Here is a 24,491-nt window from a genome sequence, read left to right as displayed (position 1 = left end):
TAGTTAGGAGGAAATATTGTGGCATTAATACATAAATTTATGCAAGGTGGAGAGTATTACGTAGTAGATGTAAACTCTGGAAGTGTTCATATTGTTGATGATCTTATCTACAATATGTTAGATGATGATAACAAATTAAGTACTAAAGAATCTTTAGTTGAAAAATTAAAAGATAAATACGAAGTGAAAGATATAGAAGAAGCATATGAGGATTTACTTCAATTAGTTGAAGATGAGGCTTTATATTCAGGAGATTTATATGAAGAGGTTGCTAAAGAAAGTGATAAGGCACCATCATATATAAAAGCTTTATGCTTAAATGTTGTGCATGATTGTAACTTAAGATGTAAGTACTGTTTTGCAGATGAAGGAGAATACAAGGGATGTAGAAAGCCAATGAGTGCAGAAGTTGGTAAAAAAGCAATAGATTTTGTACTAGCAAACTCAGGTGGAATTAAAAATATAGAAGTTGATTTATTTGGTGGGGAACCACTACTGGTATTTGATACTATAAAAGAAATAATCGATTATGGTAAAAAAAGAGGAGAAGAAGTAGGTAAAAATGTAAGATTTACAATGACTACTAATGCTACTCTTCTAAATGATGAGAGAATGGATTATATAGATAAAAATATAGGAAATATAATTCTTTCAATAGATGGAAGAAAAGAAGTTAACGATGCTGTCAGAATAAGAGTTGATGGTTCAGGAAGTTATGATAGAATACTTCCAAATATAAAGAAAATGGTTGAAAAGAGAGATCCAAGTAAGCAATACTATGCTAGAGGTACTTTTACAAGAAATAATACTGATTTCTTCCAAGATGTAATGGCTCTTGCTAATGAAGGATTCGATGAAATATCAATAGAACCAGTTGTTTTACCAGATGAACATGAGTTATCTTTAAGAAGAGAAGATTTAGAAACTATCTATGGAGAGTATGACAAATTATATAATGAAATGGTAAGAAGATTAGAAGAGGGAGACAACATTTTTAAGTTCTATCACTTCAACATTGATTTAAATGGTGGACCTTGTGTTTACAAGAGAATAGCAGGATGTGGAGCAGGTCATGAGTACATTGCTGTAACTCCAGATGGAGAAATATATCCTTGTCACCAATTCGTTGGAAACCCTGATTTCTTATTAGGAAACATAGAAGATGGAATAATGAAAAAAGAGTTAACATCAGAATTTAAACAAGCTCACATATACAATAAACCAAAGTGTAAAGAGTGTTGGGCTAGATTCTATTGTAGTGGTGGTTGTCAAGCTAACAACTTTAATTTCAATGGTGATATACATGTACCATATGAAATTGGATGTGAAATGCAGAAAAAGAGAATTGAATGTGCTATAGCATTAAAATCAAAAACTATGGAAATCAATAATAAATAACATAGTATTAACAAAAGTTGCCATATGTTGACTGTATGGCAACAAATTAATATAATTTAGTTTATTAGAGAAATTTTTACAGAGGGGGATAACCATGAAATCAAAAACAGGTAGCTTCATATTATTCTTTATCTCCATAGCAGTAATAAGTTTTTTAGCTCTTGCAGGGTTCAAAGGATTTACTTTGGGGAATTATCAATTTAAAACGTTTAATGAGGTTATAACAAAAGGGTTAGATTTACAGGGTGGAGTTTCTGTTCTTATGGAAATGCAATCTAAAGATGTAACTGTAGATCAGCTAAATACAACTAAGGAACTTCTTTCTTTAAGAGTTAATAAAGTTGGAGTTTCAGAAACAACAGTAACAACAGAAGGAAATAATAGAATAAGAATTGATATTCCAGGACAATATGATTCAAAGTCTATAGTTGATTCTTTACAAAAAACAGGAGAATTAACTTTTGTAGGTCCTGATGGAAAAATAATTTTAACAGGAAAAGATGTTAAAAAAGCAAGCGCATATATAAATTCTCAAACAGGACAACCAGAAATAAAATTAGAACTTAATGAAGAAGGAAAAAATAAGTTCGCAGAAGCAACAAAAAAATTCAAAGGCCAAAAAATTGCAATTAAAATGGATAATGATGTGTTAACAGATCCAGTTGTAAATGACATAATAAGTAATGGTGAAGCAGTTATATCTGGAGAACAAAACTTACAAGAGGCACAAAAAAAAGCAGGTATAATAAATGCAGGGGCATTACCAGTGCCAGTAAAAGCAGTTTCTGTTGAAACAGTAGGTGCCCAGTTAGGTTCTAATGCATTACCAAATGCAATGAAGGCTGGAGCTATAGGTGTATTAATAATTTTCATATTCATGATACTTTATTATAGAATACCAGGATTTATAGCTTGTATGTCACTTAGTGTATATATCTTATTAGTTTTATATACATTTATATCAGTAGGTGTAACACTTACTTTACCAGGAATTGCAGCTTTCTTATTAACTGTAGGTATGGCGGTTGATGCTAACGTACTTATTTTTGAAAGAACTAAGGAAGAGCTTAGAAATGGTAGAAGTGTTAAGTCAGCAATGAAGATAGGATTTAGTAATGCTTTAAGTTCAATTGTAGACTCAAATATTACAACACTTATTGCAGGGTTAGTTTTATACTTCTTTGGATCAGGTCCTGTTAAAGGATTCGCATTAACATTATTAATAGGTATAATGATAAGTATGCTTACAGCAGTAGTAATAACTAGATTCTTCATGAATCTTGGATTCAACATGGGAATATTAAATAAACCTTCAATGTTTGGTAGAATCAAAGTTAAAGAAGGGGGTAGACATAATGCTTAAGATTGTAGAAAAGAAAAAAATATGGTTTTCTATATCAATTATTATAATTGCTATAGGTTTTGGATTTATGTTTACTAGAGGAATGAACTTTGGAATAGACTTTAAAGGTGGCACTCAGGTTGTTATAAACATGGGTAAAGAATTTAATAAAGAAGATGTTGATAAAATTATAGTAAATTATTCAAAAGATGCAACTACAAATGAAGTAAATGGTACAGAACTTCAAATAAAAGCTAAGGACTTGGATACAAATCAAGTTGACCAAATATTCAAAGCTTTAAAAGAAAAATATGATTTAAAAGATGATGCTTTAGTATCTCAAAATCAAATAGGAGCATCAGTAGGCAGTGACTTGACTAAGAATGCAATAATTGCCCTTGTAATCGCAGTTATATGTATGCTTATATATGTAGCTATAAGATTTGAATTTTCATTTGGTATTGCAGCAATAGTAGCTCTTTTACATGATGTATTAATAACTATTAGTGTGTATACTATTTTTGGAATAACAATAAATACTCCATTTATAGCAGCAATTCTTACTATAGTAGGTTATTCAATTAATGATACAATAGTTATATTTGATAGAATAAGAGAAAATAGAAAGAAATTAAGAGGAAAGAATAATAATGAGATTGCAGACATAAGTATTACACAAACTATGTCAAGATCAATAAACACAACTCTTACAACTTTAATAACTATAGTTTGTGTTTATATATTCGTTCCAACTGTTAGAGATTTTGCTTTCCCATTAATAGTTGGTATAGCATCAGGTGCTTGTTCATCAATATTTATAGCAAGTCCAATTTGGTGTATGATAACTAACCATCAAAAAAACAAAAAATCAAGAAATTAATAATATTTTAAATGGGTGTCAGAAGAATTTTAATCTTCTGGCACCTTTTTAAGTTTTTTATCTTAAAAAATGACATATTTAAATAAAATATAACAAAAAAATATAAAAATATACTGTGAATACGTATTTATTTGAAAAGTATTTGTCAAAAAGTCAATTTTAAATTATAATATACTTGTTTTCTTAATTTTATGGAGGAGTTAAATTATGCAGAAGGCTTGGAAAAACATATATTGCACTAATTACATATCTGGGTATAGCCCTTTTAATATTAAAAATATGAATAAAGCAATAGAAAGACTAGCATCTGCAATTAACAATAGAGAAAAGATAGTTATATATGGTGGATGTGATTTGGATTCTATATGTGCCATATCATCATTAATGCTTATATTAAAATATTTAAATGCTGATGTTGAATATTGTATAAGTTCAGATTATGAAGAGAAAAACTATGATATAGATGAATATACACTTAGAGAAGATATTGCTTTTTTAGGAGCAGAACTTTTGATAACAGTTGGATGTGGACTTGTTGATAAAAAAGTTGAAAATCTTTGTAATGATTTAAATATAGATTTGATAATAATGGAAAATAAAGATACAAAGTGTATTTATGATTCAACATATATAAACCCAAGTGAAGAAAAATGTTCGTATAGATATAAAGATTTGACTAATTCAGGGTTAACTTTTAAGTTAATGCAAGCTATTGCTATATATTATAACATGAAGAGAATAAATAAGTATTTAGATTTAATACTTATAGGTAGTGTTTCTAAAAATGTTGAGAATAAAGGTGAAAATGGAATAATATTAAAGGAAGGCATTCAATATTTAAGATATACATATAGTATAGGATTGAATGCTATTAAGAGTTTCTTTAATATTAGTGAAATAAATATAGAGAGTATAACAAAAATAGTTAATGAGATAACTCCTCGTGAAGGAGCTATCAGTAAAAAGGACAATGCTAAAATTATAGTAGAACTTTTAACTACTAATGATAAGGATAGGGCAGAGCAAATAACTAAGTATATTTATAATGAAAAAATTAGGTAGTAATTAAAATTTATATATTTATTAATTTTGGAGGCAAAGCAATGAGTTTAAAGGATAAGATAAGAGTTATAGAGGATTTTCCTAAAAAAGGCATAAGTTTCAAAGACATAACTACTTTAATAGCTGATGGAGAAGGTTTAAGAGAATCTGTTGACCAAATGGCAGCATTTTTTAAGGATAAAAATATTGATGTGGTTGTTGGACCAGAGGCAAGAGGATTTATATTTGGGGTTCCCGTAGCGTATGCTTTAGGAGTTGGATTTATCCCAGTAAGAAAACCAGGAAAATTACCTTCAGATACAGTGAAAGTAGAATATGATTTAGAATATGGAAAAGATACTTTAGAAATACACAAAGATGCTATAAAACCAGGAATGAGAGTAGCAATAGTTGATGATCTTTTAGCTACTGGTGGTACAATAGCAGCGGTTGCTAAATTAGTTGAGCAAGCTGGTGGAGAAGTGGCTGGTTTAGCATTCACTATAGAGTTAACAGAATTAAAAGGAAGAGACAAATTAGATGGATATGAAATAACATCATTAGTTGATTATGAAGTTTAATATATATTAAATTTGTAAAATATCATAATTAAATGTTAAAATGGCTGGTTGTTAAACCAGCCATTAATTTTATTGGTTTATTTTATTTTTTTGTTATATAATAATATAATATATTAAAATAAATCTTAAGTAGGGGAGAAAAATCCAGTATGTTAGAAGAACTAATTTCTAAAATAAAAGCTAATGGGAATAATGTTAATATAGATTTAGTTAAAAAAGCATATGATTTAGCTTTTGAAGCACATAAAGAACAAAAGAGAGAATCTGGTGAACCATACATAACTCATCCTATTAGCGTATCCATGATATTAGCTGATATGGGGATGGATACAAATACTATAGTTGCAGGACTTCTTCATGATGTAATAGAAGATACGGATTATACTTATGAGGATATAAGTAATATTTTCAATGTTGAGGTAGCAAACTTAGTAGATGGAGTTACAAAGTTAGGAAAAATAAAATATAAGAGCAAAGAAGAGCAACAGGCTGATAATGTAAGAAAAATGCTTTTAGCTATGGCTAAAGATATAAGAGTTATTATTATAAAGTTAGCTGATAGACTTCATAATATGAGAACTCTTAAATATACGAAGCCAGAAAAGCAAAAGAGAAAAGCTAAGGAAACTTTAGATATTTTTGCTCCATTAGCCCATAGACTAGGTATGTCTAAGATTAAATGGGAGCTTGAAGACTTATGCTTAAGATATATAAATCCAGAAGAATATTATGATTTAGTACATAAGATATCAGAAAAAAGAGTTGAGCGTGAAGAGTATATTTCAAATATAATAGATGAAATTAAGAAAAATTTAGAAAAAGCTAATATAGAATGTGAGATAGATGGTAGGCCAAAACATTTCTATAGTATATATAGAAAAATGGTTAACAAGCATAAGAGCATAGATCAGATTTTTGATTTAACTGCGATAAGAATATTAGTAAATACAGTTAAGGATTGTTATGCAGTTTTAGGAATAGTGCATACTATCTATAAACCGATGCCTGGTAGATTTAAAGATTATATAGCTATGCCTAAGCCTAATATGTATCAGTCATTACATACAACAGTAATAGGTAGTGGTGGTAAAACTTTTGAAATACAAATAAGAACTTTTGAGATGCATAGAACAGCTGAGTACGGAATAGCTGCTCACTGGAAGTATAAAAGCGGGGTTACTGGAACAGATTCAAAAGAAATGTCTTTTGAAAATAAGTTAACTTGGCTTAGAGATATACTTGAGTGGCAAAAAGAGGCTGTTGATGCTACTGAATTTATGGAAGGATTCAAACTTGATTTATTCTCCGATGAAATATTTGTGTTTACTCCAAAAGGAGTAGTTATAAATTTACCAGCAGGGGCTACACCTATTGATTTTGCTTATAAAATCCATACAGATATAGGAAATAAGTGCGTTGGAGCTAAGGTGAATGGAAAAATCGTTACTTTAGATTATAAGCTTAAAACAGGTGAAATAGTAGAGATATTAACATCGTCATCATCAAAAGGACCTAATATAGATTGGTTAAAGATTGCAAATAGTAATCAAGCTAGAAGTAAAATAAAACAATGGCTTAGAAAAGCTAGAAGAGATGATAATCTTGAAAGAGGAAAAGAGATTTTAGAGAAAGAATTTAAGAAGCAATCTTTAAATTCTTCTGAACTTTTAAAAGGACCTTTATATGAGAAGTTAATGAAGAGATATCATTTGAATAATATTGATGAAATGTATATTTCTATAGGAGAAGGTGAACTTTTAGTTTCTACAGTTATTTCTAAATTAAAAGAAAATGAAATTAAAAAACCAACAGAAGATGAATTAAATAAGAATATTGAAGAACAAATTGCAAGAAATGAAAGACAAACTAAGAGGAAACAAAGTTGTGGAGTTACTGTTAAGGGATTAAACAATATAATGATCAGATTTGCAAGATGTTGTAATCCTGTTCCTGGTGATGATATAGAGGGGTATATTACAAAAGGAAGAGGGGTTTCTATTCATAGAAAAGATTGTTCTAACTTTAAGTCAATATTAGAAAGAGAAAGTGAAAAGGTTGTTGAAGTTAGCTGGGGAAATGAAAAGGGAGCTGCATATGTAGCAGAACTTGAAGTTAAAGCCGAAGATAGAATGTGTTTATTATCAGATATTATGCTTGTTATAACTGATTCTAAACTAAGTCTTGTTGGAGTAAATGCTAAATCAGGCAAAAACGGAATAGCAAATATAAATATTCAAATAAAAATAGATAGTGTAGAACAATTAAGTGATTTAATGAAAAAATTTAGACGATTAAAAGGAATAGTTGATGTTTATAGAGTAAACAAATAAAGGGGAATTTGAAATGAGAGTCGTAGTACAAAGAGTTAATAAATCATCAGTTAAGGTTGATGGAGAAATTGTGGGAGCTATAAATAAAGGATTTAATGTTCTTGTTGGAATAGGAAAAGAAGATACACTAGACGATTTAAAATATATGAAAGATAAAGTATTGAATTTAAGGGCTTTTGAAGATGAGGATGATAAAATGAATCTTTCATTAAAAGATGTTAAGGGAGAACTTCTTCTTATATCACAATTCACTCTTTATGGAGATTGTAGAAAAGGTAGAAGACCAAATTTCATGAATGCTTTAGGTGGGGATGAAGCCAAAAAGCTTTTTGATGAATTTGTTAGTATGTGTAGAGAAGAGGGAATAAAGGTTGAAACTGGAGTGTTTGGAGCACATATGATAGTTGATATAGAAAATGATGGTCCAGTTACTTTAATGATAGATAGTAAAAAGAATTTCTAAACATATGTTACTATTTTAGTAATAAAGCATTATAATATATATAGGATTTTAGAAAAACTATTTTAAATAGGAGTTTATGAAGGAGGGATTGATATGATGATAAAAGCAATTCCAGTAGGTATGTACCAAGCAAACTGCTACATTGTTATGGATGAAGAGACAAAAGAGTGTGCAATTTTAGATCCAGGAGCAGATTCATCAAGAATAGAAAAAGTTATAGAGGATTTAGGAGCCAAACCAACTATTATTTTATTAACACATGGACATTTTGATCATGTTGGTTCAGTAGAAAAAATAGCTGAGAGATTTAAAGTACCATTTTATATAGATAAAAAAGATGAGGAAATGATTGAGAAAAAAATTGATGTTTTTGGAAAAATATCAAAGGCTAATGGATACTTAGAGGATGGAGAGATTATTAAATTAACTAAGAATCTTGAAGCAAAATGCATAGAAACACCAGGACATACACCAGGTGGAATGTGCTTCTTGATAGGAGATTGCCTATTTACAGGAGATACTTTATTTAAAGAATCAATAGGAAGAAGTGATTTCCAAGGAGGAAATAGTGGAGATCTTATAAGTAGTATAAATAAAAAAATTATTCCATTAGGAGATAGCATAGCTATTTATCCTGGACATGGACCAAGTTCAACAATAAAACACGAAAGACAAAGAAACCCATTTTTATCAGGAGATTTTTATGTATATTAAAATATATCTTAATGATTTAAAGTATAGATATGATGTTTATCAAATGTTTAATATCTTCTATACTTTTAAAGAGTTAAAATTTGTAGAAGAAGATGAAGAGAGAGACTATGATGTAACAATAGCTGAAGATAAGGTTACTGTTTCAAATAGAGAAAATAGTTTTTCATATGAATATGAAGAAGGCTATGGATTTAAAACTGAACTTAAAAAAGGAATTTTTAAATTCTTAGAATACACACTTAAGGATGAATATCCTTGGGGAACTTTAGTTGGTATTAGACCAAGTAAAATCGCATTATCTCTTATAAGAGAAGGAAAGTCAGAAGAAGAAATAATAAAATACTTTGAAGATAATTACTTAGCTAGTGAAGAGAAAGCTAAACTTTGTATAGAAGTTGCTGAGAGAGAAGAAAGTTTTGTAAATAAGGATGAGAAATTAATAAGTATATATGTAGGAATGCCTTTTTGTCCTACTAGATGCCTTTATTGTTCCTTTGCAGCGAATCCTATAGGTGGATGTAAGAAAGATGTAGAACCTTATTTAGAGGCTTTAAATAAGGAAATTTCAGCTATAAGAGATTATGTTAATGAAAGAGGATTAAAAATAGAAACTGTTTATTTTGGGGGAGGTACTCCTACATCAGTTGATAATGAACAGTTTGAAAAATTAATGAAACATGTTTATGAGAGTTTTGTTGAAAATAGAGAAGAAGTAAAAGAATTTACTGTAGAATGTGGAAGACCAGATTCAATAACAGAGGAAAAATTAAATTCAATGAAAAGATATAAAGTTTCTAGAATATCTATTAATCCTCAAACTATGAACGATAAAACCTTAAAATCTATAGGTAGAGGCCATTTAACAGCGGATGTTGTGGATAAATTCAATTTGGCAAGAAGCTTATACTTTGATAACATAAATATGGATATTATTATAGGACTTCCAAATGAGGATGTTGAAGAAGTAGAAAGAACTTGCTCCTTAATAAAAGAATTAAATCCAGATAGTTTAACTATTCATGGAATGTCAATAAAAAGAGCATCAAGACTTCATGAAAATTTAGTTTTACATAATAGTATTAAAATTGCAAACCAAAAAAATCTTAATAAGATGTATGGTATGAGTAAAGAATTAGGAAGAAATCTTGATATGCATCCATATTATATGTATAGACAAAAGAATATGGTTGGAAACATGGAGAATGTTGGTTATTCTAAATCGGAAAAAGAGTGTATATATAACATTCAAATGATTGAAGATAAACAAACAATCATAGCACTAGGGGCTGATGCTGTTTCTAAGGTTGTATTCTTAGATGAAGGAAAGAATCGTATAGAAAGATTTTCAAATATTAAAGATGTAAAAGAATATGTTAAAAGAATCGATGAAATGGTTGATGGTAAGATAAAATTACTTGATACATTATATAAATAAAAATTAAATATTGTAGGAGGAATAGTTTATGGCAATACAAGCTCAAAAAGGTACTAAAGATATGTTACCTAATGAGGCTTATAAATGGCATTATATAGAAGAAAAATTAAGAAAAATATCAGCTGAATATGGCATTAGAGAGATAAAAACTCCTATGTTTGAAGCAACTGAGCTTTTCAAAAGAGGTGTAGGTGAAACTACTGATGTTGTTCAAAAGGAAATGTATACTTTTGAGGATAAAGGTGGAAGAAGTATAACACTTAAACCAGAAGGCACAGCACCGGCAGTAAGAGCTTTCATAGAAAATAGCTTATATGCAGATGCACAACCAACAAAAATGTTTTATTTTACTCCTTGCTTTAGATATGAGAAGGCGCAGAAGGGAAGATTAAGACAATTCCATCAATATGGAATAGAAGTATTTGGTTCACAAGAACCTTCAATTGATGCAGAAGTTTTATCATTAGTAATGAGAGCATTAACTGAAGATTTTGGAATAAATGGATTAAGCTTAAATATAAATAGTTTAGGATGTCCAAAATGTAGATCTAAATTTAACGAAGCTTTAAAACAATACTTACAAGAAAATTATGATGATCTTTGTGAAACTTGTAAAACAAGATTTGAAAAGAATCCAATGAGAATTATAGATTGTAAAGAAAAGAAATGTAAAGCTATAGTTAAAGAAGCTCCTTCAATATTAGATTACATATGTGAGGAATGTAGTGACCACTTCACTAAGTTAAAGGCATACTTAGATGTTATGGGAATAGAATACAATATAGATCCTCAAATAGTAAGAGGATTAGATTACTACAGTAAAACTGTTTTTGAAGTTATAAAAGATGGATTAACAGTTTGTGGTGGAGGAAGATATGACTATCTAGTAGAAGAGATTGATGGACCTAAGACTCCAGCAATGGGATTTGGATTAGGACTTGAAAGACTTCTTTTAATCTTAGATGAAGAGGGAATAGAAATTCCAGAACCAAATAGATGTGATGTTTACATTGGATCAATGGGTGATAATGCAAAGTTAGAGTCTATGAAGTTAGCATTTAACTTAAGAAAAGCTGGAATAAAAGCAGAAATAGACCACCTAGGAAAGAGCGTTAAGGCTCAGATGAAATATGCTAATAAAATAGGTGCTAGATTTACTTTTGTTGTAGGTGATTCTGAAATAGAGGAAAACAAGGTTAGAATTAAGAGAATGAGCGATGGAGAACAATTCGAAGTTAGCTTAGATATAAATGAAATAGTAAATATAGTTAAATAGTAGACAGGAGGAGAATTAAAATGGGTGAAGCTTTAAATGGATTAAAGCGTAGCATTATGTGTGGCGATGCTAGAGAAAATCACATAGGACAAAAAGTTACTGTAATGGGATGGGTCCAAAGAAATAGAAATCTTGGAGGACTTCAATTTATAGATTTAAGAGACAGAGAAGGGATTTTACAGGTTGTATTTCATGATAACCTAGGAGAAGAAATCCTAGAAAAAGCAAAATCAATAAGACCAGAGTACTGCATAGCTGTAACAGGTGAAATAGTTAAGAGAGAATCAGTTAATAAAAACATGCCAACAGGAATGGTTGAATTAAATGCTGAGGAATTAAAAATTTTATCTGAGTCAGATACTCCTCCAATATACATTAAAGAAGATTTAGATGCTGCAGAAAGCATAAGATTAAAATATAGATATCTAGACTTAAGAAGACCAGATATGCAAAATATATTCAAGATAAGACATAAAACAACTAAGGCTATAAGAGATTATCTTGATCAAAATGGTTTCTTAGAGATGGAAACACCAATGCTTACTAAATCAACTCCAGAAGGAGCTAGAGACTACCTTGTTCCATCAAGAAATTACCCAGGAATGTTTTATGCATTACCTCAATCACCACAATTATTTAAGCAATTATTAATGGTATCAGGTTTTGATAAGTATTTCCAAATTGTTAAATGTTTTAGAGATGAAGATTTAAGAGCTAACAGACAACCTGAGTTTACTCAAGTTGACTTAGAAATGTCATTTGTTGAACAAGACGATGTTATGGCATTAAATGAAGGTTTAATCAAACATGTATTTAAAGAAGTAATTGGTGTTGATGTTAAAACTCCAATTAAGAGAATGACATTCAAAGATGCTATGGAGAAATATGGTTCAGATAAACCTGACTTAAGATTTGGTATGGAAATAACAGACTTAAGTGAAGTTGTTAAAGAATGCGGATTTAAAGTATTTACAGACGCTGTTTTAAATGGAGGCTCAGTTAGAGGATTATGCCTAGAAGGCGGAGCTTCAATGGGAAGAAAAGATATTGATAGATTAGGAGAATTCGTTAAGACTTTCAAAGCTAAAGGATTAGCATGGATTCAATTAAAAGAAGAGGGTGTTAAATCACCAATAGCTAAGTTCTTTAAAGAAGAGGAATTAAACAAGATAATTGAAACTATGGGAGCTAAAACTGGCGACTTAATACTTATAGTTGCTGATAAAAACTCAGTAGTATTTAAATCTTTAGGAGAGTTAAGATTAGAACTTTCAAGAAAGTTTGATTTAGTTAAAGATAAGAATGAGTTCAACTTTACATGGATAACAGAGTTTGATCTTCTTGAGTATGATGAAGAAGAAGGAAGATACTTTGCAGCTCACCATCCATTTACTATGCCAATGGATGAAGATATTAAGTATTTAGACACAGATCCAGGTAGAGTAAGAGCTAAGGCTTATGACTTAGTATTAAATGGAGAAGAGCTTGGTGGAGGATCAGTAAGAATACATGATACTAAACTTCAAGAAAAAATGTTTGAAGTATTAGGATTTACTCAAGAATCAGCTTGGGAAAGATTTGGATTCTTATTAGAAGCATTTAAATTTGGACCACCACCACATGCTGGATTAGCATTTGGTTTAGATAGAATGATAATGTTCTTAGCTAAGACTGAAAATATTAAAGATGTTATAACATTCCCTAAAAACCAAAATGCATTCTGTTATTTAACTGAAGCACCTAATATAGTTGATGAAAATCAATTAAGCGAATTAGGAATAGAAGTAATAAAGAAGTCTGAAGAAGATAAGGCAGAATAATATAAAAGCAATCTAATTTTGAGATAATAAAATAGCATCTTAATTTTAGGTTGCTTTTTTATTGATTTTTACTTAAAAAATATTGGAAATAATAATATACATTAAAATATTATATAGTAGATGATAATAAGATCACGAGGTGTAAAAGTTGAATGATAATGAAGCTTTAAGAAAAGACATATTAATAAGATTAAGAAAAATAGAAGGGCAAGTTAAGGGGATTCAAGGAATGGTTGATAAGGATGTCTGTTGTAGGGATGTCCTAACTCAAGTATCCGCAATAAGAGCAGCTATAAATAAGGTAGGAGTTCTTCTTATAGAAAATTATGCTAGAAATTGCATGGGAATAGATGATGGCACAGAAGAAGAAAAGGCTGCTTTAGAACAATTAATAAAAACATTAAATAGTTTTGTTAAATAGATAGACCACTTAAATAGTGGTCTATTTTTTATTGTTAAATTCTATGTCATCTTTGTTTTTTAATTTTTTAAATAATAGAAGATTTTTAGGATTTAATGAACCATGAGTATAAAGTTTCTTTTTTGAATATATTAATCTTGTAATAGAAGAAACAAATAATACACCTAAGGCCAAAGCACCTGCTGATGAAATTGTAGTAATTGCTTGATTCCAAGTAGACATTGCGTCTCCTTTTATAGCTTCATACATTGTGTTATACATTCCACCACCTGGAACAAGTGGAATTAAGGCTGGAACAACTATTGTTGTAACAGGAGTTTTTAAAATTCTAGCAAAAATCTCAGAGTATGTACTTATGGCTATGGAACCAAAAAACATAGATAAAACAATGCTAAAGTTAAATGATAAACCTATTTTATAGATAAACCAACCTAGTCCACCACCAACTCCAGCAAAAAATAAATTTTTTCCATGAATATTAAATAAAATTCCAAAGGCAATTGTTGCTAAAAATGAGGATAAAACTTCAATTAATAATTGCATTAAATACCACCTCCTAATGAAATCCAAAAACTCATGACCATACCTGTTCCAACAGCTATAGATATGGCTATAAGGAAGGCTTCGGCTGTTCTTATAATACCTGAAATTAAGTCTCCAGCTATTGTATCTCTTATTGCGTTTGTGATTGCAAGTCCTGGAACAAGAAGCATTATACTTCCAATAATCATAGTATCTAAACTAGTACCAATTCCTAAATTATAGGCTATTAAAGAAAGTAATGCTGCTATTGCACCACCTAGACTATTTACAAAAAATGCGTTTATTCCTAAGTTACTAAATTTAATAGTGACATATTGAACGAACATTCCAACAAAGAATGAAACCAAGCAGTCTTCAAGTTTCCCACCTAAAATAGTGGTGAATCCTGCGGCACCCATACCAGAAAAGATTAAGTTTGTTTTTAAATCATACTTTGGACAGTTTTGATTTATATCTATTAATTTTTCTAATACTTCATCTAATGAATATTTTTCTATGTAAATTTTTCTTGAAAGTTCATTTACTAAATGAATTTTTTGTAGGTTAACTGTTCTGCTAGTGACTCTTTTAACAAGGGTGGTTGTATAATTATTTTCATCATATACAGAAACCATTATTCCAGTTGGCGTAACAAAGCTATCTGCATAACGTACTCCATAAGCTTGACATATTTTGCATATAGTCTCTTCAACCCTATATGTTTCGCCACCGCTTTCTAGTATTATTCTTCCTGCAAAAGTTGCTATATGCAATATTTTATCAAAATCCATATTATTCGCCCCTATGTAAATTATAATAATACTGTAATTATAACATATGAAAACTTTTAATTGCTATTTAAGAGTAGAATAATTTAATTTAAAAATATAATTTATTTTTTATTGATAAAAATATTTGGTAAATTTATAATATGTAATATATATTTTGTTTTGGGGTGAAGAAAAATGAATTTTGAAAATTTACAGAAGGAAGATAAAAAAATTGCAAATCTTATAGAAAAAGAAAAAGAGAGACAAGAAAATAGTATAGAACTTATAGCTTCAGAAAACTTTGTTAGCAAAGCAGTAATGGAGGCTATGGGATCATATTTAACTAACAAATATGCAGAAGGTTATCCTTCAAAAAGATATTATGGAGGATGCCATATAGTTGATCAGGTTGAAGATTTAGCAAGAGAAAGAGTAAAAAAATTATTTGGGGCTGAACATGCTAATGTACAACCTCACTCAGGATCACAGGCTAATATGGCAGTTTATTTTTCAGTTTTAGAGCCAGGTGATACTGTTTTAGGAATGGATTTAAGCCATGGAGGACATTTAACTCACGGATCACCAGTAAATTTCTCAGGGAAGTTATTTAACTTTGTTTCATATGGTGTTGATTCAAAAACTGAGATGATAGATTATGAAAATTTAAGAGAATTAGCTAAAAAGCATAATCCAAAGTTAATAGTTGCAGGAGCTAGTTCATATTCAAGAATTATAGATTTTAAAAAATTAAGAGAGATTTCAGATGAGGTAGGAGCTTACCTTATGGTTGATATAGCCCATATTGCTGGATTAGTTGCCACAGGACTTCATCCATCACCAGTTCCATATGCTGATTTTGTCACCTCCACAACTCATAAAACCTTAAGAGGACCTAGAGGGGGATTAATACTTTGTAAAGAAGAATTTTCAAAAATAATTGATAAAAATATATTCCCTGGAATTCAAGGAGGGCCTTTAATGCATGTTATAGCAGGTAAAGCAGTATGTTTTAAGGAAGCTTTAGAGCCAGAATTTAAAAGTTACATGGAACAAGTTGTTAAAAATGCCAAGGCTTTAGCAAATGCATTGGAATCATATGGATTTAAATTAGTTTCAAATGGAACTGATAATCACTTAATCTTAGTAGATTTAACTAATAAAGATATAACAGGAAAAGATGCAGAGATTCTTCTAGATAGCATAGGAATTACTTTAAATAAGAATACTGTTCCTAATGAAACAAGAAGTCCATTTGTTACAAGTGGGGTAAGAATAGGAACGCCTGCTATTACCACAAGAGGATTTAAAGAAGAAGATATGAAAGAAATAGCATCTTTAATAAATGATGCAATTAAAGGAAGAAATGAGGATTTAGCTCCATTAAAAGCTAGGGTAAAAGCTTTATGTGATAAATATCCTTTATATTAGAATTAAATTTAAAAGCTATGTTATAATTAAATGTTTTAACATAGCTTTTTTTGTTGAAATTTTTGGAGTAATAATTATTTTAAAGTTTTAATATTTTTGATATAGTTTAGATTATATAAAGAGGTGAGTTTTATGAAGTTTATAGATTTTCATTGTGATACAGCATCAATTATGTTACGAGATAATAAAAGGCTTATTAAAAATGATTTGAAGGTTGATATTGAGAAGTTGAAAAAAGGAGAAGCTTTAGCACAGTTTTTTGCACTTTTTATTGATAAAGAATATAGGAATGATACTTATGAATACTGTAAAGAAATGTTAAGTAGTTTCAAAAGAGAGCTGGATAAAAATTCAAATGAAATAGTGCTTTGTAGAAATATAAATGATTTAGAAAATGCAGAGAATGAAAAAAAGATAGGAGCATTTTTAACCATTGAAGGGGGAGAGCCTATTTTAGGTGAAGTGGATAAGTTAAGAGAATTTAAAGAAGAGGGAGTTTCTCTTATAACATTAACTTGGAATTATGAAAATAAACTTGGATATCCTAATTATAATTTTAAGCATATGAATAAAGGACTTACTAAGTGTGGGATTGAAATAGTAGAGGAAATGAATAAATTAGGAATGCTTATAGATGTCTCTCATTTATCTGATGGAGGATTTTATGATGTTTTAAAATATTCTAAAGCACCAATAATAGCATCTCATTCAAATAGCAGAGTTAAAACACCTCATAGTAGAAATTTAACTGATTCTATGATTAAACTTTTAGCAGAGAATGGAGGAGTTACAGGAATAAACTTTTGTAATGCATTTTTAAGAAAAGAGAATGCCTTAGATTCTGATATGGCCTTACTTTCTGATATGGCAAGACATATTAAACATATAAGAAATGTGGGAGGAATAGATATTTTAGCTTTAGGTTCAGATTTTGATGGAATAGATAATGAAGTTGAAATCACTGATGTTAGCAAAATGGGAATGCTTATTTCCGTATTAGAGAAAGAGGGATTTACTCAGGATGAAATAGAGAAGATTTTTTACAAAAATGCTAAAAGAGTGATTAAAGATGTTTTAATTTAAAAATTAGATGTTATTTTATATAGAAACAGGAAGAAGGATAAAGATGGAGAAGAAATTATTAGGAAAAGTAGCTTTTGTAACAGGAGCTTCAAAAGGAATAGGAAGAGGCATAGCTATAGAATTTGGAAAAGCTGGAGCCTTTGTTTTAGTTGGATATAATAGGGACTATGAAGGTGCTTTTAAAACTGTTGATATGATTAAGGAATTAGGTGGAAGTGCTGAGGTTCTAGGTGGAAATATAGCTAAAAAAGATCACAGGGAAAATATGATAAGTACTATTAAAAAGAAGTTTGGAAAACTTGATATTTTAGTTAATAATGCAGGAGTTTCAAAAGTTGGATTATTCATGGATGCGACAGATGATGAGTTAGATTATGTTATGAATGTAAACCTAATAAGTGTTATGAAGTTTACAAGGGATTCAATGGATTTATTAAGAAATGGAAAAAATCCATCTGTAATAAATATATCTTCTATTTGGGGAAATGTTGGGGCCTCTTGTGAGGTTATATACTCTTCAACTAAAGGTGGATTAAACCTGTTTACTAAGGCTTTAGCTAAGGAAATATCCCCCTGGGGAATAAGAGTTAATGCTATAGCACCAGGTGTTATAAACACGGAAATGAATGCTTGGCTAAGTAGTGATGAAAAGAGTGCTTTAGAAGAGGAGATTCCAATGAATAGATTTGGAGAGGTTGATGAAATAGGAAAAACATCAGTATTTTTAAGTTCTGATGATTCATCCTATTTAACAGGACAAATTATAACCATTGATGGGGGAATGTTATAAGGTTTTAGAAAAAAAGAGTGAGCGTAAAATTTTATTGCTCACTCTTTTTTGAATTTATATTTTAAAGTTTTAAATTAAATTTTAGTACTTAAATTTAATTTAAGTTGAAATATACTATTATTTTGCTATGTTTTAAACTAGTGTTGATTTTAGATAGAAATTTATGACCATTTTAATAAGTAGTTTAGAGTTTTATCGAATATGAAAGAATAATAGCCTTAAGAAGCGAAGCTCTTTGACCTATGGGAGTTTCTTCGCTTTAGCTATTATTTAAATATTTTCATGGTATGATATCTCTTTAGATTTTTTTAGAGTAAAGAAAAATTTTACTCCATTTTCTGTGTTGCAAACACCATACTCACTGTTATGAACTTGAAGTAGTCCCTTTACAATTGATAATCCAAGTCCTGTACTTCTAGCACCTCTGTTTCTAGAAGTATCTCCTCTATAGAATTGATTCCAAATCTTATTTAAATCTTCTTCAGGAATATGGGCTCCTGTATTTTCAATAGAGAAGTAGATATAATCATCATCGCTTGGCTTAATAGTAATTATTATTTTGTTATTAGGTTCAGAGTATTTTATTGCATTTGTAACAAAGTTTGTTATAACCTGTTCGATTTTAAAGTCATCTCCACTAACATAATAATCCTCATCTAAAGGATAATTCTTTACAACTGATAGATTATTATTATTTATATCAACAGCATTTTTCATTAAAACTTCCTCAGTAAGATCTGTTAATGAAAAATCTATTATGTTTAAATCAATCTTTCCAGCTTCTAGTTTTGAAAGTTCAAGCATATCCATAACAAGTTTATTCATCTTCTCAGCTTCATCAATAATAATATCTAAATAGACATTTTTATCATTCTCATCAACAATTCCATCCTTAATTCCTTCAGCATAACCAGAAATTATACCTATAGGAGTTTTAAGTTCATGAGATGCCCCTGCTATGAAGTCTTTTCTAAGTTTTTCAAGCTCTCTTTCTTTTTCTATATCTTCTTCTAATTTTTTATTTTTGATTTTTAAATCATCTAAGGCATTAGAAAGATTTTTAGATAAGAAGTTTAATGTTTTAGCTAGGTTTCCAATCTCATCATCTCTATTAATATCACATTTCTCAGAGAAATCCATAGCACTCATTTTTTTAGCAGATTTATTTAATTTAACAAGAGGTTTACTTATTAGGTTTGAAAATACGTAAGAAAGTATTAAGCCTATTACAAGTACTATAAGCAATATGTATTTATAGAAATCCTTAATTAAAGCATTGGCCTCTTCAATTGGTTGGAAAGATGTTATGGCTATAATTATGGAGTCATTTCTAGAATTAAAGGAAAAAGGAGCCATACAAACTAAATACTTTGTAGAATATTTTTCACTATTATGTATTCTTATAATTCCAGAATTAGAGCTTAAAAGTAATTTAGCAAAGTCTGGCTCACTATAAAGTTCCATAAATATATCATTAAGTAAAGCTGTTGCTTCTGAATTTTGACTATCTTTTGGATCAGAAAGATATTTAGGTGTACTATCAATGGAATATATACCTATCTTAGCATTGTTTTCTAATTCAAAAAAACTAAGAGCTCTATAAAGAGATTTAGTATTATTTAAATCATAGGAATAAAGAGCTCTAAATTTTAGGACCGCATTATTTAAATCAGCACTTTTTCTTTTTAAATAAAATTCTTGAAAAAAGGTCATTTGAAATACCATTGTAAATAAAGTTAAGAAAATTATTATACTAAAAGTAATTACAAATAATCTTTTTGAAATATTTTTTTTCACTATTTCACCTCGAATTTGTAGCCGCTTCCTCTTACTGTAGCTATATAATTTGATTTATCCATAAGCTTTTCTCTAAGTCTTTTAATATTAGTATCTACTGTTCTAATGTCTCCAAAATAATCATATCCCCAAACATTATCTAAAATTTTATCTCTAGATAAGGCTATTCCTTCGTTTGATGAAAGATATATAAGCAAATCATATTCTTTTGGAGAAAGAAGAATTTCAGTTTCTCTTATTTTAACCTCATGAGAAAGTTTATTTATTATAAGACCATTAAAATCTAGAATATTTTTATCAGTAGAAATACCAGTTCTTTTTAATAAGGCTTTAGCTTTTGCAATTAATACTTTTGGACTAAAAGGTTTAGTCATATAGTCATCTGCACCAAGTTCATAGCCTAAAAGTTTATCTTCCTCTTGGCTTTTTGCAGTAAGTAATATTATAGGAGTGTTTGAAACTTCTCTTATATTTTTACAAACAGAAAGACCATCTAGTTTTGGCATCATTATATCCAATATGGCTAAATCTACTGCATTTTCAGAAAATATTCTAAGTGCTTCTTCCCCATCAGAAGCTTCTAAGATATTAAATCCTTCTTTTTTAAAGTAATCTCTCACAAGAAATCTTATACGTATTTCATCCTCAACTATTAATACCGTTTTATTCATATAACCACCAACCTTTAAAATATATTGTTTTAACTTACTTATTATTATACAATGAAAACTAAGGTTTATATAAATAATTTTAGAGGAGTTTTTAATGAAGAGATGGACTTTTGATGAAAATACTATAATTTTACCTAATGGGTTAAAAGTTATAACAATAAAAAAAGATACAAGGCTAGCTTCAATAAATATTGGAGTTAACATAGGTTCTTTATATGAAGAAGAAAAAGAATTAGGTATGAGCCACTTTGTTGAGCACATGCTTTTTAAAGGAACAAAAACTAGAAGTAATGAAGAATTAAATAGAGAATTAGAATTTTTAGGTGGAGATTATAATGCCTATACTGATTATATTTCAACAGTTTATAGTATTAATTGCCTAGATGAAGAATTTGAAAAGGGAATAGAACTTTTAGGTGACATGATTTTAAACTCTTCCTTTGATGAGAAAGAGATGAAAAAAGAAAAAGGTGTTGTGATTTCAGAAATAAGAACTGATAAAGATGACTTAGAAGATTTAAGCTTAAGTAGAACCCATGAGTATGCATTTTATAAATCATCTCTTAGAAATTCTATAGCAGGAACTGAAGAACATGTTAAAAGTTATAAAAGAAAACAGGTTTATGATTTTTATAAAAAATACTACACTCCAGATAACTGTGTTATAGTAACAGTAAGTGCTTTTAGCCATGAACAAATGCAAAAGATAATAGTAGACATATTTGGCAAGTGGAAAGGAACTTGTGGAAAAAAAGCTAAAATAATAAAAGAAAAAAATAGAGATATTAAGAAAACTTCATATAAATCACAGATTGAGCAAGGGACAGTTACTTATCTTTATGCCTTTGAAGAGGTTAAAGAAGAAGATAAACTTCCTTTAAAAATCTTAAGTTATAAACTAGCAGAGAGTTCAAACTCAATTTTATTTAGGGAGTTAAGAGAAGAAAGAGGTCTTGCTTATGATGTTTATAGTCAAATGGATTTAGATGAAAATGTAAATACAATGAATATTTTTACCTCAGTTAGAGAAGAATCAATAGATGAAGTTATAGAGGTTATAAATTCTTCCATAGAAGACATAAAGAATAAAGTCATAACTTTTGACGAAGATATGCTTTGTATGATGAAGAAAACTCATAAAACAGGGGTAGTGTCTACCTTAGAAGATTGTAGTAATCTTTGTAGTTATGTACTTGTTCAAAGTCTTTCAGGAAAAGATATAACTGAATTTATAGACAGTATGGAAGAACTGGAGAAATTAACAGGTGATGATATTTACAGGGTTTGCAAAGAGTATTTAAATAATCCTACAATACACATATTAAAGCCAATGGAGTAATACAATGGGAAAAATAACAAGTATAGAAGTTCAAAAGAAAAATCAAAACAGAGTTAATATTTACGTTGATAATGAATATACCTTTGCTTGCGACGCTGAACTTATATATAAGCATGGAATTAAAAAAGATTCCTCTATAGATGTTCAGGAAATAAGTGAAATAGTAAAAGATGATGAATTCATAAAATGTAAAAATTCTGCTTTAAGGACTGTTGAGAAAGCATATAAAACAGAGAAGGAATTAATAGATAAGCTTAAAGAGAGAGGTTTTGAAGAGGATACAATATATAAAACACTTAGTTTTCTTAAGGAATATAATCTTATAAACGATGAAAAATATGCAGAGATGTATATAAAAGACAGACTTAGAACTCAAGGTAGAAATAAGATTAAATATGCCTTAATAAGAAAAGGGATAAGTGAAGATATGCTTTCAGAAAAATTAGCTAATATTGATTCAGAAGATGAAGATGATACTGCATTTAAACTTGCAGAGAAGAGATATAATATACTAAAGAAAAAAGAAAGTGATAAATACAAATTATCTCAAAAATTATTTAGATTTCTTTTATCAAAGGGATATGATTATGATTGTTGCAATAAGGTGGTCAGAAGACTAACTAACAATGAATTAATGGAGTAGATAATATGAATTTTAACTTAATAGATATAGTTATACTTTGTTCTTTTATAATTCCTTTATTGGTTTCCTATAAAAGAAAGTTCAATATTATAAGAATGAAGCAAAGCATTGAAGAGTTAGGGAATTACCTTTCACTTTTTCTAGCTCTTTACCTAAGTTTTATGTTAATAAAAAAAGTTAATGTAATTGAAAGAATTTTTTCAATAGCTATAGTTCAATTTGACTTTTTAATATCAAAACTTAATATATCACCTCAGATAATAATTATATTAATAGTATTAGTTTTAACATTGGTTTTGTATTATTTAGTTAAACTTGTATTTTTAATATTTAATTTCATTATAGTTAATCCATTCTTAAAATGGCTTAAGAATGTAGAAGCTAAAAGAGGTAAGAAATTTGGAAAAAGAGTGGCGTTAATACTTAATATGCCTAAAGCTTTATTTTATATGATAATAAGTGCATTAGTTATAATTATTTTAGGAAGTAATGGTTATTTAGGCAATAAGATAGAACATTTAACTCTTAATTCTAAGTCTTATGATCTTTTAAATGACAATAAGTATTATGCAGCCTTAACAAAGGAATATGAATCTTTTCATGAAAGGTATGTAACAGCTATTAGCAAAAATTTCTCTGAAAGAGAAGAAGTTTCTAAGGAAGGAACTCAAAAAAGAGTTAAAACAGAAAAAAATGTAATAAATTTTTATAATGGAGTTACCTTAGAACAGGGAATAAAATCAAATAAAGCTATTAATGATAAAGCGAAGGAACTTGTTAAAAATGCAGAAACTGATAGGGAGAAGGCTAAGATTCTTTATACTTGGATAAGTGAAAATATAACTTATGATGATAAAAAGGCAGAGAATATAACAGGCATGCCTTCTAAGTATAAATCAGGGGCAATAGAAGCTTTTGAAAGTAGACGTGGAATATGTTTTGACTATGCTTGTCTTTATGTGGCTATGGCTAGGGAAGTTGGATTAAAGGTTAGAATAATCACAGGTGATGCATATAATGGAGTTCAATGGGGAGCACATTCTTGGAATGAGGTTTATTTAAAAGAACAAGATAGGTGGATAACAGTAGATCCTACCTTTGGAAAAGTAGGTAACTATTTTGATAGTAAACGAAATAGAGAAACTCATAAAGATGGAAAGATTATAGGAGAGTGGTAAAAAAACAACCAAGCAAGAGAAACGCTTGGTTGTTTTTGTGTTATATGTTAAAGGAATTAGGGCTATTTTAAAGTTTTGAAACAATTAAATTTATTGCTTTTTCACAATCTATATCTGCATGATCTAATGCCCATGCAAGGTTAAAATATCTTAATGCTTTTTTATTATTATTTGTCATAGAATAACAATAGGCTAAATTGAAAAAATACTTTGAATCTTGATGAATTTCAAGTGCTTTAGTAATCATTTCAATCCCTTTTTCATATTGTTTAAGTTTTATGTAACAAACACCAGCATTGTAGTAGCTATGGCATTTACATTCATCATTATCTAAGGCTTTTTTATAATAATTTATTGCATCATTATAATTTTTTGTATTATAAAGATCATTAGCTTTAGAAAAATTACTCATACTCAGAGGGTTGCAAAAAAAGATATAAATATTATTAATCTAATTTATTTTTAAAGTTTTATAATAATTTTGCTCTTTTTAAATTGGCAACCTTTTTTTCACCACACTTTCAATTATATTTATTTCAATAGTTAATAGCTTTCTTAAAAATATCTAT

At 29.0% G+C, this 24,491-nt stretch carries 23 protein-coding genes; 18 read left to right on the top strand and 5 right to left on the bottom strand.

All coding sequences use genetic code 11. The features are described from left to right. Positions 1–18: 18 nt before the first annotated feature. From scfB to Q1K13_RS01845, 12 genes are all read left to right on the top strand, one after another. Positions 19–1,398 carry a thioether cross-link-forming SCIFF peptide maturase gene (gene scfB / locus Q1K13_RS01900; protein ID WP_300347293.1) on the top strand — a complete coding sequence of 460 codons (1,380 nt, stop codon included), beginning with the start codon at positions 19–21 and terminating at the stop codon, positions 1,396–1,398. A 94-nt stretch (positions 1,399–1,492) separates the two neighbouring features. Next, the gene (gene secD, locus Q1K13_RS01895) at positions 1,493–2,761 is read left to right on the top strand and encodes a protein translocase subunit SecD (protein ID WP_300347291.1); all 1,269 of its coding nucleotides are present in this window, start codon (positions 1,493–1,495) and stop codon (positions 2,759–2,761) included. Further along, positions 2,754–3,620, top strand: a complete 867-nt coding sequence (gene secF / locus Q1K13_RS01890) for a protein translocase subunit SecF (protein ID WP_300347287.1) — start codon at positions 2,754–2,756, stop codon at positions 3,618–3,620. The genes secD and secF overlap by 8 nt, the downstream gene beginning before the upstream one ends. A gap of 207 nt (positions 3,621–3,827) precedes the next feature. Next, a complete protein-coding gene (locus Q1K13_RS01885; RefSeq protein ID WP_300347285.1) occupies positions 3,828–4,682 on the top strand; it encodes a DHH family phosphoesterase in 855 nt (284 codons plus the stop codon). 41 nt (positions 4,683–4,723) lie between these two features. After that, complete coding sequence (locus Q1K13_RS01880; RefSeq protein WP_300347282.1) at positions 4,724–5,242, top strand: adenine phosphoribosyltransferase; 519 nt, start codon at positions 4,724–4,726, stop codon at positions 5,240–5,242. Between the two features lie 149 nt (positions 5,243–5,391). Beyond that, positions 5,392–7,572, top strand: a complete 2,181-nt coding sequence (locus Q1K13_RS01875) for a RelA/SpoT family protein (protein ID WP_300347280.1) — start codon at positions 5,392–5,394, stop codon at positions 7,570–7,572. Between the two features lie 13 nt (positions 7,573–7,585). Further along, the gene (gene dtd, locus Q1K13_RS01870; protein WP_300347277.1) at positions 7,586–8,035 is read left to right on the top strand and encodes a D-aminoacyl-tRNA deacylase; all 450 of its coding nucleotides are present in this window, start codon (positions 7,586–7,588) and stop codon (positions 8,033–8,035) included. Between the two features lie 93 nt (positions 8,036–8,128). Next, positions 8,129–8,749, top strand: coding sequence for an MBL fold metallo-hydrolase (locus Q1K13_RS01865; protein ID WP_300347276.1), 621 nt, complete (start codon positions 8,129–8,131; stop codon positions 8,747–8,749). Then, complete coding sequence (locus tag Q1K13_RS01860) at positions 8,739–10,184, top strand: coproporphyrinogen III oxidase (protein WP_300347274.1); 1,446 nt, start codon at positions 8,739–8,741, stop codon at positions 10,182–10,184. Before Q1K13_RS01865 ends, Q1K13_RS01860 begins: the two co-directional genes overlap by 11 nt. A gap of 28 nt (positions 10,185–10,212) precedes the next feature. Further along, positions 10,213–11,460 (top strand): histidine--tRNA ligase, encoded by a 1,248-nt coding sequence (hisS, locus tag Q1K13_RS01855; protein ID WP_300347272.1) that lies wholly within the window; start codon positions 10,213–10,215, stop codon positions 11,458–11,460. Positions 11,461–11,480: 20 nt separating this feature from the next. After that, a complete protein-coding gene (gene aspS / locus Q1K13_RS01850; protein ID WP_300347270.1) occupies positions 11,481–13,280 on the top strand; it encodes an aspartate--tRNA ligase in 1,800 nt (599 codons plus the stop codon). Between the two features lie 148 nt (positions 13,281–13,428). Further along, complete coding sequence (locus tag Q1K13_RS01845) at positions 13,429–13,701, top strand: metal-sensitive transcriptional regulator (RefSeq protein ID WP_300347269.1); 273 nt, start codon at positions 13,429–13,431, stop codon at positions 13,699–13,701. Positions 13,702–13,722: 21 nt separating this feature from the next. Here the strand turns inward: Q1K13_RS01845 and Q1K13_RS01840 are convergent, their stop codons facing one another. Both Q1K13_RS01840 and Q1K13_RS01835 read right to left on the bottom strand, forming a co-directional pair. Then, positions 13,723–14,244: a threonine/serine exporter family protein gene (locus Q1K13_RS01840; RefSeq protein ID WP_300347268.1), complete on the bottom strand. Its 522-nt coding sequence runs from the start codon at positions 14,242–14,244 to the stop codon at positions 13,723–13,725. Beyond that, positions 14,244–15,014, bottom strand: coding sequence for a threonine/serine exporter family protein (locus Q1K13_RS01835; protein ID WP_300347267.1), 771 nt, complete (start codon positions 15,012–15,014; stop codon positions 14,244–14,246). Before Q1K13_RS01835 ends, Q1K13_RS01840 begins: the two co-directional genes overlap by 1 nt. Before the next feature lie 174 nt (positions 15,015–15,188). On the opposite strand from Q1K13_RS01835, the gene glyA reads away from it, so the two are divergent. The 3 genes from glyA (at position 15,189) to ymfI (ending at position 18,294) form a co-directional block, all read left to right on the top strand. Beyond that, positions 15,189–16,421: a serine hydroxymethyltransferase gene (gene glyA, locus Q1K13_RS01830; protein WP_300347264.1), complete on the top strand. Its 1,233-nt coding sequence runs from the start codon at positions 15,189–15,191 to the stop codon at positions 16,419–16,421. A gap of 132 nt (positions 16,422–16,553) precedes the next feature. Continuing rightward, positions 16,554–17,504, top strand: a complete 951-nt coding sequence (locus Q1K13_RS01825; protein WP_300347263.1) for a dipeptidase — start codon at positions 16,554–16,556, stop codon at positions 17,502–17,504. 43 nt (positions 17,505–17,547) lie between these two features. Continuing rightward, on the top strand, positions 17,548–18,294 hold the full coding sequence (gene ymfI, locus Q1K13_RS01820) for an elongation factor P 5-aminopentanone reductase (protein ID WP_300347262.1): 747 nt from the start codon (positions 17,548–17,550) through the stop codon (positions 18,292–18,294). Between the two features lie 270 nt (positions 18,295–18,564). Here ymfI and Q1K13_RS01815 read toward each other — a convergent pair whose 3' ends face one another. Next, positions 18,565–20,091, bottom strand: coding sequence for a sensor histidine kinase (locus Q1K13_RS01815; RefSeq protein ID WP_300347261.1), 1,527 nt, complete (start codon positions 20,089–20,091; stop codon positions 18,565–18,567). After that, positions 20,091–20,762: a response regulator transcription factor gene (locus Q1K13_RS01810; RefSeq protein WP_300347260.1), complete on the bottom strand. Its 672-nt coding sequence runs from the start codon at positions 20,760–20,762 to the stop codon at positions 20,091–20,093. The genes Q1K13_RS01815 and Q1K13_RS01810 overlap by 1 nt, the downstream gene beginning before the upstream one ends. Before the next feature lie 94 nt (positions 20,763–20,856). On the opposite strand from Q1K13_RS01810, the gene Q1K13_RS01805 reads away from it, so the two are divergent. The 3 genes from Q1K13_RS01805 to Q1K13_RS01795 are packed head-to-tail and all read left to right on the top strand — an operon-like array spanning position 20,857 to position 23,922. After that, a complete protein-coding gene (locus tag Q1K13_RS01805; RefSeq protein WP_300347258.1) occupies positions 20,857–22,101 on the top strand; it encodes a M16 family metallopeptidase in 1,245 nt (414 codons plus the stop codon). Positions 22,102–22,105: 4 nt separating this feature from the next. After that, positions 22,106–22,744: a recombination regulator RecX gene (gene recX, locus Q1K13_RS01800; RefSeq protein ID WP_300347256.1), complete on the top strand. Its 639-nt coding sequence runs from the start codon at positions 22,106–22,108 to the stop codon at positions 22,742–22,744. A gap of 5 nt (positions 22,745–22,749) precedes the next feature. Continuing rightward, entirely contained in the window at positions 22,750–23,922 is a 1,173-nt protein-coding gene (locus Q1K13_RS01795) for a transglutaminase-like domain-containing protein (protein WP_300347253.1), read from the top strand. A 67-nt stretch (positions 23,923–23,989) separates the two neighbouring features. Here the strand turns inward: Q1K13_RS01795 and Q1K13_RS01790 are convergent, their stop codons facing one another. Continuing rightward, positions 23,990–24,334, bottom strand: a complete 345-nt coding sequence (locus Q1K13_RS01790; protein ID WP_300347251.1) for a tetratricopeptide repeat protein — start codon at positions 24,332–24,334, stop codon at positions 23,990–23,992. Positions 24,335–24,491: the final 157 nt, after the last annotated feature.

Origin of the sequence: Clostridium sp. (genome assembly GCF_029267215.1) — a bacterium.
Classification (GTDB): Bacteria; Bacillota; Clostridia; order Clostridiales; family Clostridiaceae; genus Sarcina.
Note: the sequence above shows the minus strand (reverse complement) of the source record. Positions and strands in the feature narration are given on the sequence as shown.

What these genes read in the sequence shown, in the direction of transcription:
- secD (WP_300347291.1), top strand. Translation starts at nt 1,493, where the DNA reads ATGAAATCAAAAACAGGTAGCTTCATATTATTCTTTATCTCCATAGCA.
- secF (WP_300347287.1), top strand. Translation starts at nt 2,754, where the DNA reads ATGCTTAAGATTGTAGAAAAGAAAAAAATATGGTTTTCTATATCAATT.
- Q1K13_RS01885 (WP_300347285.1), top strand. Translation starts at nt 3,828, where the DNA reads ATGCAGAAGGCTTGGAAAAACATATATTGCACTAATTACATATCTGGG.
- Q1K13_RS01880 (WP_300347282.1), top strand. Translation starts at nt 4,724, where the DNA reads ATGAGTTTAAAGGATAAGATAAGAGTTATAGAGGATTTTCCTAAAAAA.
- Q1K13_RS01875 (WP_300347280.1), top strand. Translation starts at nt 5,392, where the DNA reads ATGTTAGAAGAACTAATTTCTAAAATAAAAGCTAATGGGAATAATGTT.
- dtd (WP_300347277.1), top strand. Translation starts at nt 7,586, where the DNA reads ATGAGAGTCGTAGTACAAAGAGTTAATAAATCATCAGTTAAGGTTGAT.
- Q1K13_RS01865 (WP_300347276.1), top strand. Translation starts at nt 8,129, where the DNA reads ATGATGATAAAAGCAATTCCAGTAGGTATGTACCAAGCAAACTGCTAC.
- Q1K13_RS01860 (WP_300347274.1), top strand. Translation starts at nt 8,739, where the DNA reads ATGTATATTAAAATATATCTTAATGATTTAAAGTATAGATATGATGTT.
- hisS (WP_300347272.1), top strand. Translation starts at nt 10,213, where the DNA reads ATGGCAATACAAGCTCAAAAAGGTACTAAAGATATGTTACCTAATGAG.
- aspS (WP_300347270.1), top strand. Translation starts at nt 11,481, where the DNA reads ATGGGTGAAGCTTTAAATGGATTAAAGCGTAGCATTATGTGTGGCGAT.
- Q1K13_RS01840 (WP_300347268.1), bottom strand. Translation starts at nt 14,244, where the DNA reads ATGCAATTATTAATTGAAGTTTTATCCTCATTTTTAGCAACAATTGCC.
- Q1K13_RS01835 (WP_300347267.1), bottom strand. Translation starts at nt 15,014, where the DNA reads ATGGATTTTGATAAAATATTGCATATAGCAACTTTTGCAGGAAGAATA.
- glyA (WP_300347264.1), top strand. Translation starts at nt 15,189, where the DNA reads ATGAATTTTGAAAATTTACAGAAGGAAGATAAAAAAATTGCAAATCTT.
- Q1K13_RS01825 (WP_300347263.1), top strand. Translation starts at nt 16,554, where the DNA reads ATGAAGTTTATAGATTTTCATTGTGATACAGCATCAATTATGTTACGA.
- ymfI (WP_300347262.1), top strand. Translation starts at nt 17,548, where the DNA reads ATGGAGAAGAAATTATTAGGAAAAGTAGCTTTTGTAACAGGAGCTTCA.
- Q1K13_RS01810 (WP_300347260.1), bottom strand. Translation starts at nt 20,762, where the DNA reads ATGAATAAAACGGTATTAATAGTTGAGGATGAAATACGTATAAGATTT.
- Q1K13_RS01805 (WP_300347258.1), top strand. Translation starts at nt 20,857, where the DNA reads ATGAAGAGATGGACTTTTGATGAAAATACTATAATTTTACCTAATGGG.
- recX (WP_300347256.1), top strand. Translation starts at nt 22,106, where the DNA reads ATGGGAAAAATAACAAGTATAGAAGTTCAAAAGAAAAATCAAAACAGA.
- Q1K13_RS01795 (WP_300347253.1), top strand. Translation starts at nt 22,750, where the DNA reads ATGAATTTTAACTTAATAGATATAGTTATACTTTGTTCTTTTATAATT.
- Q1K13_RS01790 (WP_300347251.1), bottom strand. Translation starts at nt 24,334, where the DNA reads ATGAGTAATTTTTCTAAAGCTAATGATCTTTATAATACAAAAAATTAT.